This is a genomic window from Polaromonas glacialis (assembly GCF_000709345.1).
GTDB lineage: Bacteria > Pseudomonadota > Gammaproteobacteria > Burkholderiales > Burkholderiaceae_C > Polaromonas > Polaromonas glacialis.
On record NZ_KL448323.1, the window covers coordinates 2,504,881 to 2,523,255 of the forward strand.

General features: G+C 63.1%; 17 protein-coding genes. All 17 read right to left on the reverse strand.

Annotated elements, in window-relative coordinates; genetic code table 11:
* Positions 1 to 7 precede the first annotated feature (7 nt).
* The 17 genes from EC86_RS0112385 to EC86_RS0112460 all read right to left on the reverse strand — a co-directional run bounded on the left by EC86_RS0112385 (position 8) and on the right by EC86_RS0112460 (position 18,369).
* The gene (locus EC86_RS0112385) at positions 8 to 253 is read right to left on the reverse strand and encodes a BolA family protein (protein WP_029525944.1); all 246 of its coding nucleotides are present in this window, start codon (positions 251 to 253) and stop codon (positions 8 to 10) included.
* Between the two features lie 137 nt (positions 254 to 390).
* On the reverse strand, positions 391 to 1,146 hold the full coding sequence (locus EC86_RS0112390) for an ABC transporter permease (protein ID WP_029525945.1): 756 nt from the start codon (positions 1,144 to 1,146) through the stop codon (positions 391 to 393).
* Positions 1,143 to 2,102 (reverse strand): ABC transporter ATP-binding protein, encoded by a 960-nt coding sequence (locus EC86_RS0112395; RefSeq protein WP_029525946.1) that lies wholly within the window; start codon positions 2,100 to 2,102, stop codon positions 1,143 to 1,145. Before EC86_RS0112395 ends, EC86_RS0112390 begins: the two co-directional genes overlap by 4 nt.
* Before the next feature lie 90 nt (positions 2,103 to 2,192).
* Complete coding sequence (locus tag EC86_RS0112400) at positions 2,193 to 2,486, reverse strand: STAS domain-containing protein (RefSeq protein ID WP_029525947.1); 294 nt, start codon at positions 2,484 to 2,486, stop codon at positions 2,193 to 2,195.
* A gap of 14 nt (positions 2,487 to 2,500) precedes the next feature.
* The gene (locus EC86_RS0112405) at positions 2,501 to 3,136 is read right to left on the reverse strand and encodes an MlaC/ttg2D family ABC transporter substrate-binding protein (protein ID WP_029525949.1); all 636 of its coding nucleotides are present in this window, start codon (positions 3,134 to 3,136) and stop codon (positions 2,501 to 2,503) included.
* A gap of 161 nt (positions 3,137 to 3,297) precedes the next feature.
* Complete coding sequence (locus EC86_RS0112410; RefSeq protein ID WP_029525951.1) at positions 3,298 to 4,080, reverse strand: MlaA family lipoprotein; 783 nt, start codon at positions 4,078 to 4,080, stop codon at positions 3,298 to 3,300.
* Positions 4,077 to 4,586, reverse strand: a complete 510-nt coding sequence (mlaD, locus tag EC86_RS0112415; RefSeq protein WP_029525952.1) for an outer membrane lipid asymmetry maintenance protein MlaD — start codon at positions 4,584 to 4,586, stop codon at positions 4,077 to 4,079. Before mlaD ends, EC86_RS0112410 begins: the two co-directional genes overlap by 4 nt.
* 84 nt (positions 4,587 to 4,670) lie before the next feature.
* Complete coding sequence (gene mlaE / locus EC86_RS0112420) at positions 4,671 to 5,453, reverse strand: lipid asymmetry maintenance ABC transporter permease subunit MlaE (RefSeq protein WP_029525953.1); 783 nt, start codon at positions 5,451 to 5,453, stop codon at positions 4,671 to 4,673.
* Positions 5,450 to 6,295, reverse strand: coding sequence for an ABC transporter ATP-binding protein (locus EC86_RS0112425; RefSeq protein WP_029525954.1), 846 nt, complete (start codon positions 6,293 to 6,295; stop codon positions 5,450 to 5,452). Before EC86_RS0112425 ends, mlaE begins: the two co-directional genes overlap by 4 nt.
* Positions 6,296 to 6,349: 54 nt before the next feature.
* Complete coding sequence (locus tag EC86_RS0112430) at positions 6,350 to 7,816, reverse strand: glutamate synthase subunit beta (RefSeq protein ID WP_029525955.1); 1,467 nt, start codon at positions 7,814 to 7,816, stop codon at positions 6,350 to 6,352.
* Between the two features lie 120 nt (positions 7,817 to 7,936).
* On the reverse strand, positions 7,937 to 12,679 hold the full coding sequence (locus EC86_RS0112435) for a glutamate synthase-related protein (RefSeq protein WP_029525957.1): 4,743 nt from the start codon (positions 12,677 to 12,679) through the stop codon (positions 7,937 to 7,939).
* Positions 12,680 to 12,909: 230 nt separating this feature from the next.
* Positions 12,910 to 13,608, reverse strand: coding sequence for an REP-associated tyrosine transposase (locus EC86_RS0112440; RefSeq protein ID WP_029525958.1), 699 nt, complete (start codon positions 13,606 to 13,608; stop codon positions 12,910 to 12,912).
* Positions 13,609 to 13,673: 65 nt separating this feature from the next.
* Complete coding sequence (locus EC86_RS0112445; RefSeq protein ID WP_029525959.1) at positions 13,674 to 14,822, reverse strand: ABC transporter substrate-binding protein; 1,149 nt, start codon at positions 14,820 to 14,822, stop codon at positions 13,674 to 13,676.
* 87 nt (positions 14,823 to 14,909) lie between these two features.
* Entirely contained in the window at positions 14,910 to 15,209 is a 300-nt protein-coding gene (locus tag EC86_RS28815; RefSeq protein WP_156955307.1) for a hypothetical protein, read from the reverse strand.
* A 143-nt stretch (positions 15,210 to 15,352) separates the two neighbouring features.
* The gene (locus EC86_RS0112450; protein WP_029525960.1) at positions 15,353 to 16,552 is read right to left on the reverse strand and encodes a deoxyguanosinetriphosphate triphosphohydrolase; all 1,200 of its coding nucleotides are present in this window, start codon (positions 16,550 to 16,552) and stop codon (positions 15,353 to 15,355) included.
* Between the two features lie 84 nt (positions 16,553 to 16,636).
* Complete coding sequence (gene aroB / locus EC86_RS0112455) at positions 16,637 to 17,758, reverse strand: 3-dehydroquinate synthase (protein ID WP_029525961.1); 1,122 nt, start codon at positions 17,756 to 17,758, stop codon at positions 16,637 to 16,639.
* Between the two features lie 89 nt (positions 17,759 to 17,847).
* On the reverse strand, positions 17,848 to 18,369 hold the full coding sequence (locus EC86_RS0112460) for a shikimate kinase (RefSeq protein WP_029525962.1): 522 nt from the start codon (positions 18,367 to 18,369) through the stop codon (positions 17,848 to 17,850).
* Between the last annotated feature and the right edge of the window lie 6 nt (positions 18,370 to 18,375).

Below are 18,375 nucleotides of genomic sequence, written 5' to 3' on the forward strand. Positions count from 1 at the left end.
TCTTTGTTCAGTTCGCGCTGTTGGCTGCCCATTCGGCGGGCGTGAAGGTTTTCATCGACAGCGCATGGACCTCATCGGTCTGCAGCCGTCCACCCAGCGTGGCATAGACGCGCTGGTGCCGCTGGATCAGGCGCTGGCCTTCAAAGGCGCTGGACACGATGGTGGCATACCAGTGCCGGCCGTCGCCGGACAGTTCGAGGTGCTCGCAAGGCAGGCCTGCGGCAATGATGGTTTGAAGTTCTTCGCTGGTCATAAATATTTTTGAAAAAGAGCAAGCATAGAGGAAACCCCTCTACTCCAGCAGGGGCCGCGGGACCGGTTTTGCCGGACCGCAGGCGCAGCAGCCCCCTCGGGGGGCAGGGAGCCACACGCAGTGGGCGACCGTGGGGGTCATATTCTTATTTTGTAGCCGGTGCGCAGCATGTTGACGGCCACCGCGCTGATGACCAGAAACGCCGCCAGCACCAGCCCCAGGCTGAGCCACGGCGAGACGTCGCTGACGCCGAAAAAGCCGTAGCGAAAGCCGTCGATCATGTAGAAAAACGGGTTCAGGTGGCTGATCTTCTGCCAGAACGGCGGCAGGGAATGAATGGAGTAGAAAACCCCGCTCAGAAAGGTCATCGGCATGATGATGAAGTTCTGGAAGGTCGCCATCTGGTCGAATTTTTCGGCCCACAGGCCGGCAATCACACCCAGCGCGCCCAGCATGGCCGAACCCAGCACGGCGAACAGCACGATCCACAGCGGCGCCACGAAGCCGGGCTGACCGAAAAACACCGTGACGACAAACACGCCCGTGCCCACCATCAGGCCGCGCACCACCGACGAGCCGACATAGGCCCAGAACCAGTGCCAGTGCGACAGCGGCGTGAGCAGCACGAACACCAGGCTGCCCATGATCTTGCTCTGGATCAGCGACGACGAGCTGTTGGCGAACGAGTTCTGCAGCACGCTCATCATCACCAGGCCGGGCACCAGGAAAGCGGTGTAGTTCACCTTGCCATAGACCAGCGCCTGCCCCTGCAGCACATGGCCGAAGATCAGCATGTAGAGCACGGCCGTCAGCACCGGCGCGCCGACGGTCTGGAAACCGACCTTCCAGAATCGCAGCACTTCCTTGTAGAAAAGCGTTTGCCAGCCGGTCATTTCATGGCTCCGGCCAGGTCCATCGCCATGGGTTCCTTCACCTCTTTTTCATTCATCACTTCAAGGAACACGTCTTCCAGGTCGGCCTTGCGGATTTCCACGTCCTCGGCCACCAGCCCGGCTTCGCGGACGGCCGCCAGGTACTGCTCGATTTCACGCGCATTGTGTGCCGGAAACTGCACGATTCGGCCTGTAATACGGGCCTGGCGCGCCAGGTGCAGGGGAAGTTCGCTATCAATCTTGAAGCGCAGGACATTGCTGGAAGCCGCGCTGAGCAGGTCGGACGTTTGCGCCAGCGCAACCACCCGGCCCTGCTTGAGCATGGCGATGCGGCTGCACAGGGCCTCGGCTTCTTCCAGATAATGGGTGGTCAGCAGCACGGTGCTGCCCTGCTTGTTGAGCCTGGCGATGAACTGCCACAGGGTCTGGCGCAGTTCCACATCGACGCCGGCCGTCGGCTCGTCGAGCACGATGACCTGCGGCTTGTGCACCAGCGCCTGGGCCACCAGAACCCGGCGCTTCATGCCGCCCGAAAGCTGGCGCATGTTGGCGTTGCCCTTGTCGGCCAGGCCCAGGCTGGCCAGCAACTCGTCGATCCAGTCGTCGTTGCGCTTGATGCCGAAATAGCCCGACTGGATGCGCAGCGCCTCGCGGACGGTGAAGAAGGGGTCGAACACCAGTTCCTGCGGCACCACGCCGAGCTTGCGCCGGGCGTTGGCATAGTCGAGCAGCACGTCGCTGCCATGCACCAGCACACGGCCGCTGCTGGCATGGGACAGTCCCGCCAGAATGCTGATGAGGGTGGTCTTGCCGGCGCCGTTGGGACCGAGCAAGCCGAAGAATTCGCCCTGCTGGATGTCGAAGCTGACATGGTCCAGGGCCTGGAGGCCGGTGCCGGGCTGGTTTCGCGGGGGAGGATAGGTTTTGGAGACGGACTGGAATGAGATGGCTGGCATGAGCCCGCTATTTTAGGGGCTGATGGCTTTCTTATCCGGAGCCGCCGGCCAAGGCCCTGCCAGCCCTCGTCCGGCAGGCGAAGCAAGCCCTCAGGCGGCCACGGCTGCGGCTTGTGGCGGCGAAGCGGGAATCAAGGCGGCAACGCCATAGACATCGGCCAGTTGCAGCAGCTGGTCGGACGCGCCCTGCACCGAAAAACGCTTGCCCGCCGCCAGTGCCTGCCGGCGGCATTCGAGCACGATGGCCAGCGCCGACGAGTCGAACTGGCTCAGCGCGCTGGCGTCCACGACCACTTCCCCGGGCATCGAAAGCACTTCCCTGGCCACGGTGTCATAAAAGCCGCTGGCAACGGCGTGGGTCAGTACAGCGGGAAGTTTCAGCATGGCAATCGGCTTGTTCAGGACTTGGCGCCGCCTGCGTTGGTCTGGTTGCGCTGCGACATCGACGCGATCAGGCCGTCAATGCCCTTGGCGCTGACTTCCTGGGCAAACTGGGTGCGGTAGGTTTCCACCAGCCACACGCCCAGCACGTTGAGGTCATAGATTTTCCAGCCGGTCGGGGTTTTTTCCATGCGGTAGTCGAGCTGGACCGGGTCGCCGCGCCCCAGCACTTCAGTGCGCACCGTCACCTCGGTGTCGCCAGTGGCCGCGCGCAGCGGTTTGACATTGAGCTTCTGGTCGTTGACCTGCGACAGCGCGCCGGAATAGGTGCGGATCAAGAGGGTCTTGAATTCTGCCTGCAGCCGGGTTTTTTGCTCCGGCGTGGCCTGGCGCCAGTTGCGGCCGACCGCCGAAGCCGTCATGCGGGTGAAATTGACGTTGGGCATGACCTTGGTATCCACCAGCGCCAGGACGCGGTTCATTTCGCCCGCCTGGATGGCCTTGTCGGCCTTGATGGCGTCGAGCACTTCGCTGGAAACGCGCTTGATCAGCGCATCCGGGGCCTCGTCGGCCGCGCGCACCAGGGGGGCCGAAGCGAGCAGGGCCAGGCTGAGCGTGGCGGTCAATAAACGTCCGAGAGTTCTACGGTTCATGGTTTTTCTTTCAAAGTCAAAACAGATGGCTGCCGGCAGCACCGTGGACTAATCGATTGGCGCCGTGGCGGCAAGCCGCGTGTGACTGGTTATTTTGCAGGCAGGTTCGGGCGCAGCCGATGAAGTTTTAAAACGCCTGGGTAAAGCTTGTTACCAGGGCTTTACTGCGGATTTGGCTGCGGGGCCGCAGGCGCACCCGAGGGCGGCGCTTCAGGCAGGTCGAAGCGTTCCTCGGGTTCGGTGCGCTCGTTGCCGCCGATCAGGCTCTTGCGGCGCTGCAAATAGGCATCGCGGGTGAAGGCGTATTTGTCGAGCGCGGCCTGGTCCAGCAGGTCGCCGGCACGCAGCAGGTTGGCCCGGGTATCGACCAGGTCCAGGGTTTTCAGGGAATTGCGCGCCGGAACGTTGTTGGACTGCGACACCAGATCACCCTGCATGTCCACCGCCAGGCCCGCCGTGTCGCGCACGCTGGAGGGACCAAACAGCGGAAGCACGACATACGGGCCGGACGCCAGCCCCCAGGTGCCCAGGGTCTGGCCGAAATCTTCCTTGTGCTTGGGGATTTTCAGCTCGGTGGCGACATCAAAAATGCCGCCCACGCCCCACAGCGTGTTGGTCGTGACGCGAAACAGCGAATCGGCCGCTTCCGTAGGCTTGCCCTGCAGCACGTTGTTCACCAGGGACCAGACATCCGAGATGTTTTCAAAGAAATTCGTGACGCCGGTACGCACCGGCGACGGCGTGATGTTCTGGTAGGCGGTGGCGACGGGCTTGAGCACCGCGCGGTCCAGCCCTTCGTTGAAGCTGTAGACGCCCCGGTTGAACGGCTCCAGCGGATCGGCAGGATTCGCCTGGGGACCGGTGGCACAGCCCTGCAGCAGGGCGATAGCCAGGGCGGCGGCGGCCCAGCCCGGGACTTTTTTCAGAGGAATAGCATGCTTCATTTTTTGTCCGTCGTTCCGGTTGCTGGCAGGGGAGGAGCCGTTCCTGAAGATTCGTCGGCGGTCTTGCTGAACAGGAACTGGCCGATGAGATTTTCCAGCACCACGGCCGACTGCGTTTGTCGGATGACGTCGCCAGCAGCGAGGTTTTTTTCATCGCCGCCCGCCTGGATGCCAATGTACTGCTCGCCGAGCAGGCCGCTGGTGAGGATTTTCAGCGAACTGTCCTTGGGAAAAGAATAACGGCTTTGCATTTCGAGCGTGACGCGCGCCTGGAATGTCTGGTCATTGAAGCTGATGTCCTCGATCCGGCCCACCACCACGCCGCCGCTGCGCACCGACGCCTTGGGCTTGAGCCCGCCCACGTTGTCGAATTCAGCCGTGATCCGGTAGGTGGGCTGGAAATTCAGGTTCAGCAGATTGGCTGCCTGCAATGCCAGAAACAAAATGGCCACGGCGCCCACCAGCACAAACAGTCCTACCCACACATCAATCTTCGAGCGTTGCATCAAAACTTCCTTCCAAACGGTTGAGGACAGTGCCCGCCCGGCCATCGCACGGCAAGGGCCTGTCCCACGAATTTTTTCAAGCGATCACTTCGTGAACATCATCGCGGTCAGGATGAAATCCAGCCCCAGCACCGCCAGGGAGGCCACCACCACCGTTCGCGTCGTGGCGCTGGCCACGCCTTCGGGCGTCGGTTGCGACTGGTAGCCCTGAAGCAGCGCGATGAAGGTCACGGTGAAGCCGAACACAATGCTCTTGATGATGCCGTTGCCGACATCACGCCAGACATCGACGCTGCCCTGGATCTGGCTCCAGAACGAACCGGCATCGATACCGATCATCAGCACGCCGACCACCCAGCCGCCAATCACGCCCATGGCGCTGAACACGGCGGCCAGCAGCGGCATGGCAATCACGCCGCCCCAGAAGCGCGGCGCCAGGATGCGCTGGATCGGATCGACGGCCATCATTTCCATCACGCTGATCTGTTCGCCGGCTTTCATCAGGCCGATCTCGGCGGTCAGCGAAGTGCCGGCCCGGCCGGCGAACAGCAGCGCCGTCACCACTGGACCGAGTTCGCGCACCAGCGTGAACGTGACCAGTTGGCCCAGCGCCTCGGTCGAGCCAAAGCGCAGCAGCGTGTAGTAGCCCTGCAGGCCGAACACAAAACCGACGAACAGGCCGGAAATGGCAATGATGACCAGCGAGTAATTGCCCAGGAAATGGATCTGGTCGCGCACCAGGCCAAAGCGCCTGAGGCTGGAGCCGAAAGTAGCCAGCAGCCGCAGGAACAGCCGGGCGCCATAGCCCAGGTTGGCCAGCCAGCTGCGGGTGGCAAATCCGACGTCGGCAGGCTTGTACCAGCTCATGAGGAGGCTCCGGATTTCTTCGATGCAGGCGTCACTTCGGGACCGAAGTCCTGCTCGACGGTGACGCCGGGATAGTCAAAGCGCACCGGGCCGTCCGGCAGCGCATGCACATACTGGTAGACCAGCGGGTCGGTGCTCTGGCGCACCGCGTCGGGCGTGCCCTCGGCGGCGACCTTGCCGTTGGCCAGGATGATCACATGGTCGGCAATCGCAAACGTCTGCTCCAGCTCATGCGAGACAAACAGGCTGGTCAGCCCGAGGCTGTCGTTGAGGTGGCGAATCAGGTTGGCCGCCGTTCCCAGAGAAATCGGATCGAGTCCGGAAAACGGCTCGTCGTACATCACCAGTTCCGGGTCGAGCGCGATGGCACGGGCCAGCGCAATGCGCCGGGCCATGCCGCCCGACACCTCGCTCGGCATCAGGTCGCGCGCGCCGCGCAGGCCGACGGCATTGAGCTTCATCAGCACGATGTCGCGGATCAGCGCTTCGGGCAGGCCGGTGTGCTCGCGCAGCGGAAAGGCAACGTTTTCAAACACGCTCAGGTCGGCGAACAGCGCGCCGAACTGGAACAGCATGCCCATGCGCCGACGGGCCGCGTAGATCTGTTCCTGGTCCATTGGCGTGACGTCCTGGCCGTCGAACAGCAGCTGGCCCGACTGCGCCCGGTTCTGGCCGCCGATCAGGCGCAGGATGGTCGTCTTGCCGCCGCCCGAGGCGCCCAGCAGCGCCGTGACCTTGCCCCGGGGAACCGACAGCGAAATATTGTCCAGAATGACGCGTTCGCCGTACCCAAAGGTCAGGTGGCGCAGTTCGACAAGGGAAGCGTTGGAAGGTGGAGGCATAGAAAAGACAAAAGCCGGGGATTCCGGCTTCTGGATCATAAGGGAATACGCTGATTAGCGTGGCAAGTCGCTGTAGCCCATCAGGAACTCGTCAACCGAGCGCGCGGCCTGTCGGCCTTCGCGAATCGCCCACACCACCAGGCTCTGGCCGCGCCGGATGTCACCCGCCGCAAACACCTTGGGAACGTTGGTCGCATAGCCGCCGATGAAGTCGTTGCCGGCCCGGGCATTGCCCCGGTTGTCCTTCTCGATACCGAAAGCATCCAGCACCGAAGCCACCGGCGAGACAAAGCCCATGGCCAGCAGCACCAGGTCGGCCTTGAGGAGCTGCTCGGAGCCGGGAACCTCGACCATCTTGCCGTCCTTCCATTCGACGCGGACGGTCTTCAGACCGGTGACCTTGCCTTTTTCGCCGATCAGCTCCTTGGTCGAGATGGCGAACTCGCGCTCGCAGCCCTCTTCGTGGCTGGAACTGGTGCGCAGCTTGATCGGCCAGTAAGGCCAGGTCATGGGCCGGTTTTCCTCAACGGGTGGCTCGGGCATCAGCTCGAACTGGGTCACGCTGGCCGCGCCGTGGCGGTTGCTGGTGCCGACGCAGTCGGAGCCGGTGTCGCCGCCGCCGATCACGATGACGTGCTTGCCTTCGGCGCGCAGCTGGCCCTTGACCTTGTCGCCGGCATTGACCTTGTTTTGCAGCGGCAGGAACTCCATGGCGAAATGCACGCCATCGAGTTCGCGGCCGGGCACCGGCAAATCGCGCGACTGCTCGGCGCCGCCGGTCAGGACCACGGCGTCGAAGTCTTTTTGCAGCTGCTCGGGCGTGATGGTTTCCTTGGCCCAGTTGATGACCTTCGAGCCCTTGGGCAGGCTGCCGACCATGACGCCGGTGCGAAAGGTCACGCCTTCGGCCTGCATCTGCTCGACACGGCGGTCGATGTGGATTTTCTCCATCTTGAAGTCGGGAATGCCGTAGCGCAGCAGGCCGCCGACACGGTCGTTCTTCTCGAACAGCGTCACGTCGTGGCCGACGCGGGCGAGCTGCTGGGCAGCGGCCATGCCGGCCGGGCCGGAACCGACCACGGCGACCTTCTTGCCGGTCTTGTGCTGGGCGGGACGGGGCTTGACCCAGCCCTCGGACCAGGCGCGGTCGATGATGGCGTGCTCGATGGACTTGATGCCGACCGCGTCGTCGTTGACGTTCAGCGTGCAGGCGGCCTCGCACGGCGCAGGGCAGATGCGGCCGGTGAACTCGGGAAAATTGTTGGTGCTGTGCAGCGTGTCAATCGCGTTTTTCCAGTCGTTCCTGAACACCATGTCATTGAAGTCGGGAATGATGTTGTTGACCGGGCAGCCGCTGTTGCAAAACGGCGTGCCGCAGTCCATGCAGCGCGCTGCCTGCACGTTGGCCTGCTGGTCGTCCAGGCCGATGACAAATTCCTTGTAGTTCTTCAGGCGCTCGGGAACAGGCTTGTAGCCCTCTTCGATGCGCTCGTATTCCATGAAGCCGGTGATTTTTCCCATGATCGATTCCTGTGCAATTCTTTAAGCTTTTTTAGCCGTTTGCGCATATCCAGCGGGCGCAAGCAGCTACAAATACAATAGCAAAATGATGACCGGGCCGTTGTGCCGGCCCGGCCCGGCTTACTTGGCGGCTACTGCTTCCCAGTTCGTCGCGACTTGCGCGCTGGTAGTTTCGGTCGCGGCTTCGAGCCGGCGTTCCTTGCGCTCGATCAGGGCGCGCTTGTACTCGTTCGGGAAGACCTTCACGAATTTCAGGCGCGACACGTTCCAGGTGTCGAGCAGTTCCCGGGCGCGCTTGCTGCCGGTCCAGCGGTTGTGGTCCTGCAGCAGGCGCTTGAGCTGCTCTTCGTCGCTTTCGCCGCCATGCCAGTCGGAATGGTCATGGGTGTGCTGTTCGGCAGTCAGGACGACCTTGTCCATCGACACCATCGACGTGTTGCAGCGCGTCGCAAACAGCCCGTCCTCGTCGTACACATAGGCCACGCCGCCGCTCATGCCGGCGGCGAAGTTGCGGCCGGTCTTGCCCAGCACCGCGACCGTGCCGCCGGTCATGTATTCGCAGCCATGGTCGCCCGTGCCCTCAACGACCGCCGTCGCACCCGACAGGCGCACCGCGAAGCGTTCGCCGGCCACGCCACTGAAGAAAGCCTCGCCGGTGGTCGCGCCGTACAGCACGGTGTTGCCGACGATGGTGTTCTTCACCGCGTCGCCCCGGAAGTCGATGCTCGGGCGCACCACGATGCGACCGCCCGACAGGCCCTTGCCGGTGTAGTCGTTGGCGTCGCCAATCAGATACATGGTGATGCCCTTGGCCAGGAAAGCGCCGAACGACTGGCCGCCGGTTCCTTCAAGCTGGATGCGCAGCGTGTCGTCCGGCAGGCCTTCGGGGCGCAGGCGCGTCAGCTCGCCCGACAGCATGGCGCCGACGGTGCGGTTGACGTTGCGCGTCACCTCGATGAACTGGACCTTCTCGCCCTTTTCCAGCGCGGCTTTCGATTTCTCGATCAGGCGCACATCGAGCGCGCGCTCCAGGCCGTGGTCCTGGTTCATCACATGCAGGCGCGGCACATCGGCCGGCACCTGCGGCTGGTAGAACAGCCGGCTAAAGTCCAGGCCTCTAGCCTTCCAGTGCTCGATGCCTTTTTGCATGTCAAGCAGTTCAGGGCGGCCGATCAGGTCGTCGAACTTGCTCACGCCGAGCTGCGCCATCAACTGGCGCGCTTCCTCTGCGACAAAGAAGAAATAGTTGACCACATGCTCGGGCTTGCCGCTGAACTTCTGGCGCAGCACCGGGTCCTGCGTGGCGACGCCGACCGGGCAGGTGTTGAGGTGGCATTTGCGCATCATGATGCAGCCCTCGACGACCAGCGGCGCGGTGGCGAAACCGAACTCGTCGGCGCCGAGCAGCGCGCCAATCACCACGTCGCGGCCGGTCTTCATCTGGCCGTCGGCCTGCACGCGGATGCGGCCGCGCAGGCGGTTGAGCACCAGCGTCTGCTGGGTTTCGGCCAGGCCGATTTCCCACGGCGAGCCGGCATGCTTGATCGACGACCAGGGCGAAGCGCCCGTTCCGCCGTCATGGCCGGCAATCACCACGTGGTCAGCCTTGGCCTTGGCCACGCCGGCGGCAATCGTGCCGACGCCGGTCTCGCTGACCAGCTTGACGCTGATGCTGGCGCGCGGGTTGACGTTCTTCAAATCGTGGATCAGCTGCGCCAGGTCCTCGATCGAATAGATGTCGTGATGCGGCGGCGGCGAGATCAGGCCCACGCCGGGCACCGAGAAGCGCAGCTGGCCGATGTATTCGCTGACCTTGCCGCCGGGCAGCTGGCCGCCCTCGCCGGGCTTGGCGCCCTGCGCCATCTTGATCTGGATCTGGTCGGCCGACACCAGGTATTCGGCGGTGACGCCAAAGCGGCCCGACGCCACCTGCTTGATGCGCGAACGCAGCGAGTCGCCGTCCTGCAGCGGCAGATCGACTTCAACGACCTTCTCGCCGATCACGCTTTTCAGCGTGTCGCCGCGCTTGATCGGGATGCCCTTGAGTTCCTGGCGATAGCGGTTGGGGTCTTCGCCGCCCTCGCCCGTGTTGCTCTTGCCGCCGATGCGGTTCATGGCGACGGCCAGCGTCGCATGCGCCTCGGTGCTGATCGAGCCGAGCGACATCGCGCCGGTGGCAAAGCGCTTGACGATTTCCTTGGCCGGCTCGACCTCGTCGATCGGAATGGCCTTGCTCGGGTCGATCCTGAACTCGAACAGGCCGCGCAACGTCATGTGGCGGCGGTTCTGGTCGTTGACGAGCTGGGCGAACTCCTTGTAGGTGTTCCAGTTGTTGGCGCGCGTCGAATGCTGCAGCTTGGCAATCGTGTCAGGCGTCCACATGTGGTCCTCGCCGCGAACGCGCCAGGCGTATTCGCCGCCGGCGTCGAGCATGTTGCTGAGTACCGGGTCGTCGCTGAAGGCGGCCTTGTGCATGCGCAGCGCTTCCTCGGCAATGCCGAAAACGCCCATGCCCTCGACCTGGCTGGCCGTTCCGGTGAAGAACTTGTCAACGGAGGAGCGGTTCAGGCCGATGGCTTCGAACAGCTGCGCGCCACAGTAGCTCATGTAGGTCGACACGCCCATCTTGGACATGATCTTGGACAGGCCCTTGCCAATGGCCTTGGTGTAGTTGTACACCGCTTTTTCGGTGCTCAGGTCGCCCGGCAGGCCCCTGGACAGTTCGGCCAGGGTTTCCAGCGCCAGGTAGGGGTGGACCGCCTCGGCGCCGTAGCCGGCCAGCACGGCGAAGTGATGCACTTCCTTGGCCGAACCGGTCTCGACCACCAGCCCGGCAGTGGTGCGCAGGCCTTCCTTGACCAGGTGCTGGTGAATCGCCGACAGCGCCAGCAGCGCCGGAATCGCGACCTGCGTGGCGCTCAGGGCGCGGTCGCTGACGATCAGGATGTTCTTGCCGGTCTTGATCGCATCGACCGCTTCGGCGCACAGCGACGCCAGCTTGGCCTCGACGCCTTCGCTGCCCCAGGCCAGCGGATAGGTGATGTCCAGCGTGTAGCTCTTGAACTTGCCCTGGGTGTGCGCCTCGATGTCGCGCAGCTTTTGCATGTCGGCGTTGTTCAGCACCGGCTGGCTGACTTCCAGCCGCATCGGCGGATTCACCTGGTTGATGTCCAGCAGGTTGGGCTTGGGGCCGATGAAGGACACCAGCGACATCACGATGGCTTCGCGGATCGGGTCGATGGGCGGGTTCGTCACCTGCGCGAACAGCTGCTTGAAGTAGTTGTAGAGCGGCTTGTTCTTGTTCGACAGCACGGCCAGCGGGCTGTCGTTGCCCATCGAGCCGGTGGCTTCCTCGCCGTTGGCGGCCATCGGCGAGAGCAGGAACTTGATGTCCTCCTGGGTGTAGCCGAAGGCCTGCTGGCGGTCGAGCAGTGACAATTCGGGCGCCACGGGAACCGCCGGGGCGCTTTCTTTCGTCTTGCCGGCCACATCGTCGAGCCGGATGCGCAGGTTCTCGATCCACTGCTTGTAGGGCTTGCTGTGCGACAGCGTGGCCTTGATTTCCTCGTCATCGACCATGCGGCCCTGTTCGAGGTCGATCAGGAACATCTTGCCGGGCTGCAAACGCCATTTGCGAATGATCTTGTGCTCGGGAATCGGCAGCACGCCCGATTCGGACGCCATGATGACAAGGTCGTCGTCGGTCACGCAGTAGCGCGACGGGCGCAGGCCGTTGCGGTCCAGCGTCGCGCCGATCTGGCGGCCGTCGGTGAAGACGATGGACGCCGGGCCGTCCCACGGTTCGAGCATCGCGGCGTGGTATTCGTAGAAGGCCTTGCGGCGTTCGTCCATGGTGGTGTGCTGCTCCCAGGGCTCGGGAATCATCATCATCACGGCCTGGCTGATCGGATAGCCGGCCATGGTCAGCAGTTCCAGGCAGTTGTCGAAGGTGGCGGTATCGGACTGGCCGGGAAAGCTGATCGGGTAGAGCTTTTGCAGGTCGGCGCCGAGCACTGGCGACGACATCACGCCTTCACGCGCCTTCATCCAGTTGTAGTTGCCCTTTACGGTGTTGATCTCGCCGTTGTGCGCGACATAGCGGTAGGGGTGCGCCAGCGGCCACTCGGGGAAGGTGTTGGTCGAGAAGCGCTGATGCACAAGGCCGAGCGCGGAGACGCAGCGCGCATCAAGCAGGTCCAGAAAATAGGTGCCGACCTGGTCGGCCAGCAGCAGGCCCTTGTAGACCACGGTGCGGCTGGACATGCTGGGAACGTAGTATTCCTTGCTGTGCGTCAGGTGCAGGCGCTGGATGGCGGCGCTGGCGGTCTTGCGGATCACGTAGAGCTTGCGCTCCAGCGCGTCCTGGACGATCACGTCATTGCCCCGGCCGATGAAGATCTGGCGCAGGATGGGTTCCTTGGCGCGCACGGTCGGCGACATCGGCATGTCGCGGTTGACCGGCACGTCGCGCCAGCCGAGCAGCACCTGGCCTTCGGCCTTGACGGCGCGCTCCAGCGCCTGCTCGCAGGCCAGCCGCGAGGCATGTTCCTTGGGCAGGAACACCATGCCCACGCCGTATTCGCCCGGTGGCGGCAAGGCAATGCCTTGCGCGGCCATTTCTTCGCGGTACAGGGCATCAGGCAGCTGGATCAGGATGCCGGCGCCGTCGCCCATCAGCTTGTCGGCCCCCACGGCGCCCCGGTGATCGAGGTTTTCAAGGATCTTGAGCGCTTGGGCAACGATCGCATGGCTCTTGTGGCCCTTGATATGCGCCACGAAACCGACACCGCAGGCATCGTGCTCGTTGGCGCCTGCGTACAAACCGTGTTGTTCAAAATGCTTGATTTCAGCAGCCGTGGTCATGGCAATTCCTTGTCAGTGGGCAGGCAGGAGGCGTGGATCGAGACGCCAGCCCTGCCCGCCGGGTGTTTCAAATTTCAAAAGACGAGCATAGTACATGCCAGTCTTGATGCCAAATTTTTTAATCGGGGTCAGATTCCAATTAATCCGAGCTACGGCTCAGGGTTAAAAATATAGGGACACATCAAAATAAATAGCAAACAATCATTTACAGTCATGCGAAAACCCTGTTTTTAATCCAGTTTATTGACCGATACAGGCCGTCCGGCCTTGGTTTTCACGACGCGGCGGCTGGTCTGCTTTTGCAGATTCGCGACAAAGCTTTCATCACCCAGCGCCCAGCCGCCTAGCGCGGCGCGGGTCAGCGCTTCCTGCTGAACCGGCGCGATGCCCTGGGCAACCAGCGCCGCATAGGCCGCTTCGCGCGAAAATGGGGTGTTGCCCAGCGTCCAGAACAGTGCGTGCGGCGTGACCAGCCGGTCGGCCCGCTGGCCAACATAGTGCGCATGGCTGGACCACGGATAGGCAGCGGCCTCCCTGACCAGCCCGGCGCGCACCGGATTGAGGTCGATATACGCCATGCACGCCAGCAGGTAGCGGTCGGTGTCGATCACGGTCGAGCGGTAACGCCCTTCCCACAGCGTGCCTGTCCGTCCCTGGCGGTCGTTGAAATAACGCACATAGCGCCGGCCCACCGCCTGCATCATCTGCGGCAGGCCTTCGGCGGTGGCCGGCGTGGCCAGCAGGTGGAAATGGTTGTCCATCAGCACATAGGCATGCACCGCGACGCTGAATTTCTGCGCGTTTTCATCCAGCAGCGAGAGCAGCATCTGGAAGTCGGCGACCGATGAAAAAATCGCCTGTCGGTTATTTCCGCGCTGGATGATGTGGTGCGGGTAACCGGGAACGGCAAGGCGGGAAAGACGGGCCATGAATTGCAATGCCGGAAGTGTGCGCCATGATATTTGATCTGGCCGGCTTGCTTTGGCTCGGCAACTCAGCGGATGATTTTCCCTTCCGGCGTGATGCTGACCAAGTCAATGGCCCGCACCGATTCGTATTTTTTGGCACGCAGGTTGACGCGGAAACCGCCCAGGTTGAAGTCCGTCATGGAATTGAACGCTTTTTGCAAACCGGCGCGGTCCGGCTTGCCTCCGGCGGCAATGCTTCGCTGTACGCCTTCGGCAAAGCTGCGGGCGGCAATATAGCCTTCGACGCTTTCATAACTGGGCGACTGGTCGGTCTGGTTCAGCGCATCCAGATATTCCTTGACCAGGGGTATGGTGGCGCTGCGCGGCGAAGGAACGACCTGCGAAATGACAATGCCGCCGATTTCCTTGCCCAGCGCACTGAACAAAGGGTCGATGCCCACAACAGAAAAGGTCAGGAACTGGCCGCCAAAACCCGCCTGGCGCATTTTCCGGATAAACGCTGCCGATGAATTGAACAGGCTGACCATGATGATGGCCTGGGGTTGGGACTTGATGATCTGGGCCACGGCCGCATCGACCTGAGTGCTGTTGACGGGTGACAGGGCGCTGGTCACAAGAGGTGGCCGCTTCAGGTCCACCAGGGCGTTGTTCACGGCTGCCAGTCCCGCACGGCCCATGGCATCTTCTTCGGCAAATACCGCAATGCGTTCCTGGTTGAGCGTGGCGCAATGCCGCGCGACTTTGTAGGCCTCGTCGGCCAGCGCCGGACGAACATGAAACACATTGGCAAGCGCGGGATCGTGCAAGGTGTCGGACGCGGCAAAAGGCGCGAAAAACACAGTGCCGTTTGGCTTGGCGACGGCATAGGCAGCGTCGCAACTGGCCGTTCCGGCAAAGCCGAACAAGGCATCAACGCCTTCACTGATCAGCTTTTTGGCATTGGCGGCGGCCTTGGCCGGGTCGTAGCCGTCATCGAGCGCCTTGACCTCAATGCTGTAGCCGCCCACGCCGTTCGCGGCATTGATGGCGTCAAAGCAGATTTTGGCGCCATTCAAGTAGGCCAGGCCGATCTGGTCAGCCGCGCCAGTCAGCGGCACCGACTGGCCAATCGTCAGTTTTCGGCCTGCCTTGACGGCTTGAGCCCTGAGCGCGGGACTGGCAACGAGGGCGGCGCAAGAAGCGCTTCCCAGAATCAACGCACGGCGATTGAACATGATGCTTACCTTTTACCCAATTTAGAAGAGCAATCCAGAAACTGACCTGCTCGCTGTTATGTTGCAAACGCTTGAAGCCCAAGCATGTCACAAATAGTATTTTTTGTACCAAAAAGACCATGCAATGTAGGCATAACCTATTTCATATCCAGAGGTAAGCCCTGAATCAGCAAGAAAATCGTTGCCTGGAAGATTCTCTTTCCAGTCGCTGCACATCGAAAAGCCGAAGTTGCCATGCAAGCAGCATGCCAATGCAGTAGCCAAGACAAGGTAACCAGCCGGCCCATTGCCAGCTGCCGGCCTGCAACGCGCCTGAGCCAGGCAGCAGGCGAACACAGGGTCAGGCCGGGCAGGCTTCTGTTTGAAAAACTCCTGCGCCAGTCGCATGACCGCCGGCCCGAGCAGCCCGGGCCGGCGGCGGCTTGTCGAGATGCAGCGCCGCCACCACGACCGCCGCCATCGCATAACGGGAAGCGGGCAGTGGGTGCGCCGTCTCAAGGGGCCAGGCTGCTCACCGCGAACCCGATGGATCAGGCGGGAAAGACCGCATGGCCCTTGAGCCGCTCATGCTCCTTGCCGGCAAAGCGGTCGGTCATGCCGGCGATGTAGTCGGCCACCACGCGCTCGGGTTTGGCACCGGCGGCCTGCGGGCTGTCGCTACTGTCAAAACGGTCGATATGCGCCTGCGGCATCTGCGCCGGGTCGGCCATGTAGGCCTCGAACAGGTCGCGCACGACCTGCTGGGCCGCCTGCGTGGTCTGCGTCACCTGCGGATGGCGGTATAGATTTTGTAGCAGGAAGCGCTTGAGGGACGTGGACTGCAAGGCCATTTGATCTGAAAAGCAGACCAGACCCGCGTGCTGGCGAACCGCCTGGACATCGGCTGGCGCAGCCTGCTGGAGCGCCCGCCCGGTGGCATCAATCACGTCGTAAACCTGCGCGCTGAGCATGCGCCGTATGGTTTCAAACAGCAGGCGCCGGCCCTGCAGCCGGGGGTGGACGGCCAGCGTTTCGCGCCGGTAGCGGCTGAACAGCGGCACGTCCTCCAGCTGCTCCAGGCTCAGCAGGCCCGAGCGCACGCCGTCGTCCATGTCGTGGGCGTTGTAGGCGATTTCATCGGCCAGATTGGCCAGTTGCGCCTCCAGGCTGGGTTGCCGCCAGGCCGGCTCGTGGCCGGGCTGCTCGACAAACCGGCGGGCCACGCCGCCCGGCTCTCTGGCCTCGATGTGACGGGCGTTGCGTTTCGAGCAGTGCTTCAGGATGCCTTCGCGCGTCTCGAAGGTCAGGTTCAGGCCATCGTAGTCCGGGTAACGCTCTTCCAGCGCATCGACGACGCGCAGGCTTTGCAGGTTGTGCTCGAAGCCGGCGCTGTGCGGGTTGTGGTTCTTCAGGCAGGCGTTGAGCGCATCCTGCCCGGCATGGCCGAAAGGCGTGTGGCCCAGGTCGTGCGCCAGCGCAATCGCCTCGACCAGGTCTTCATTGAGCTGCAGGGTGCGGGCGATGGAACGGCCCAGTTGCGCGACTTCCAGCGAATGCGTCAGCCGGGTGCGAAACAGGTCGCCTTCGTGGTTCAGGAACACCTGGGTTTTGTAGACCAGCCGGCGGAACGCGGTCGAATGCACGATGCGGTCGCGGTCGCGCTGGAAGTCCGAGCGCGTCGGCGCCACCGGCTCGGGAATGCGGCGGCCGCGCGACAGGGCCGGATCACAGGCGTAGGCAGCCAGATTCATGATTTATGCATCAAAAATGCCGATTGCGCAGTATCCACGGGTGCAAGCAGCTATTAATTTCATAGTAGATTGCAAAACTGCTGGTCAGGCGCAGCACAGGTCGATGATCTCGCGCACCAGCGCATCGGGCGCGGCGCAGACGGCAGCCTTGCCGGGGCCGTCGATCACCACGAAACGAATCTCGCCGGCTTCGGATTTCTTGTCCACGCGCATCAGGTCGAGGTAGCGGCCTGCGTTGTCGGCGCTTGAGAGCACCGGGCCCTTGACCGGCAGCCCGGCGCGCTCGATCAGCATGCTCAAGCGACTGACAAAAGCCGCATCCACCCGGCCCAGTCGCTGCGACAGATGCGCCGCCATCACCATGCCGCAACCGACACCCTCGCCGTGCAGCCATTTGCCGTAGCCCAAACCGGATTCGATCGCGTGGCCAAAGGTGTGGCCGAAATTCAGGATCGCCCGCAGGCCCGATTCGCGCTCGTCCTGGCCGACCACCCAGGCCTTGATCTCGCAGCTGCGCTGGATGGCATGCGCCAGCGCGGCCGGGTCCTTGGCCAGCAGCGCGTCGAGATTCGTTTCCAGCCAGCCGAGGAAAGCCATGTCGGCAATCGGCCCGTACTTGATGACTTCGGCCAGGCCGGCGCTCAGTTCGCGGTCGGGCAATGTCTTGAGCGCGTCCAGGTCGCACACCACCAGTTGCGGCTGGTAAAACGCGCCAATCATGTTCTTGCCCAGCGGATGGTTAATGGCGGTCTTGCCGCCCACCGACGAGTCCACCTGCGCCAGCAGCGTCGTCGGCACCTGCACGAAGGGCACGCCGCGCATGTAGCTGGCGGCGGCAAAGCCGGTCATGTCGCCGACCACGCCGCCGCCGAGGGCAAACAGCACGGTCTTGCGGTCGCAGCCGTTTTCGAGCAGCGCATCGAAAATCAATTGCAGCGTCGGCCAGTCCTTGTGCGCCTCGCCATCGGGCAGCGTGACCAGCAGCACCCGGGCATAGTGCGCGCGCAGGGCTTCGGTCAGTTGCGCCGCATACAGGGGCGCCACGGTCGTGTTGGACACCACGAGCGCCGTCGAGGCCTTGGGAAGGTGCTGGTAGGTTTGCGCATTGCCGAGCAAACCGGTCCCGATCACGATGGGGTAGCTGCGTTCGGCCAGGTTGATGTGGACCTGCGCCGTTGCGGGAGAAAAGAAAGGATTTGCTTGCATCACCGAAGTGTAGAGGCACTTTTCGGCAGGGATTGACGAGCTGCTGTATTACGCGGCGTCGAGGGTCAACACTGCTGAATGGCGCGGCTTCATGACCCCGGAACGATGCCCGCCAGTTCGAGCTGCATGGCGATCATGTTGACCAGTGTGGACACCGAGGGGCGGCCGGTCTCGATGACGAAATGCGCGGTTTCGCGGTACAGCGGGTCGCGTTGGGTATACAGGTCGCGCAGGCGGCCAAGCGGGTCGGCAACCTGCAGCAAAGGGCGGCTGACATCGTGCCGGAGCCGGCGAAACAGCTCCTCGGGTGAAGAACGCAAGTACACCACATGGCTCCGGTCATGCAGGCGCTGGCGGTTGGCCGGACGCAGCACCGCGCCGCCGCCGGTCGAAAGCACCCCGCCCGCCAGGCCGGTCAACTCATCAATGACGGATTCCTCGACATCGCGAAAGCTGACCTCCCCTTCCCGCTCGAAATAATCGCGGATGGAGCAGCCGAGACGCTCCTCGATGACGTGGTCGGAGTCGAGGAAAGCGAGCTTCAGCCGCCGGGCGAGTTGTCGCCCGACGGTGGATTTACCGGAGCCGGGGAGGCCTACGAGGGCGATCACCCGTGG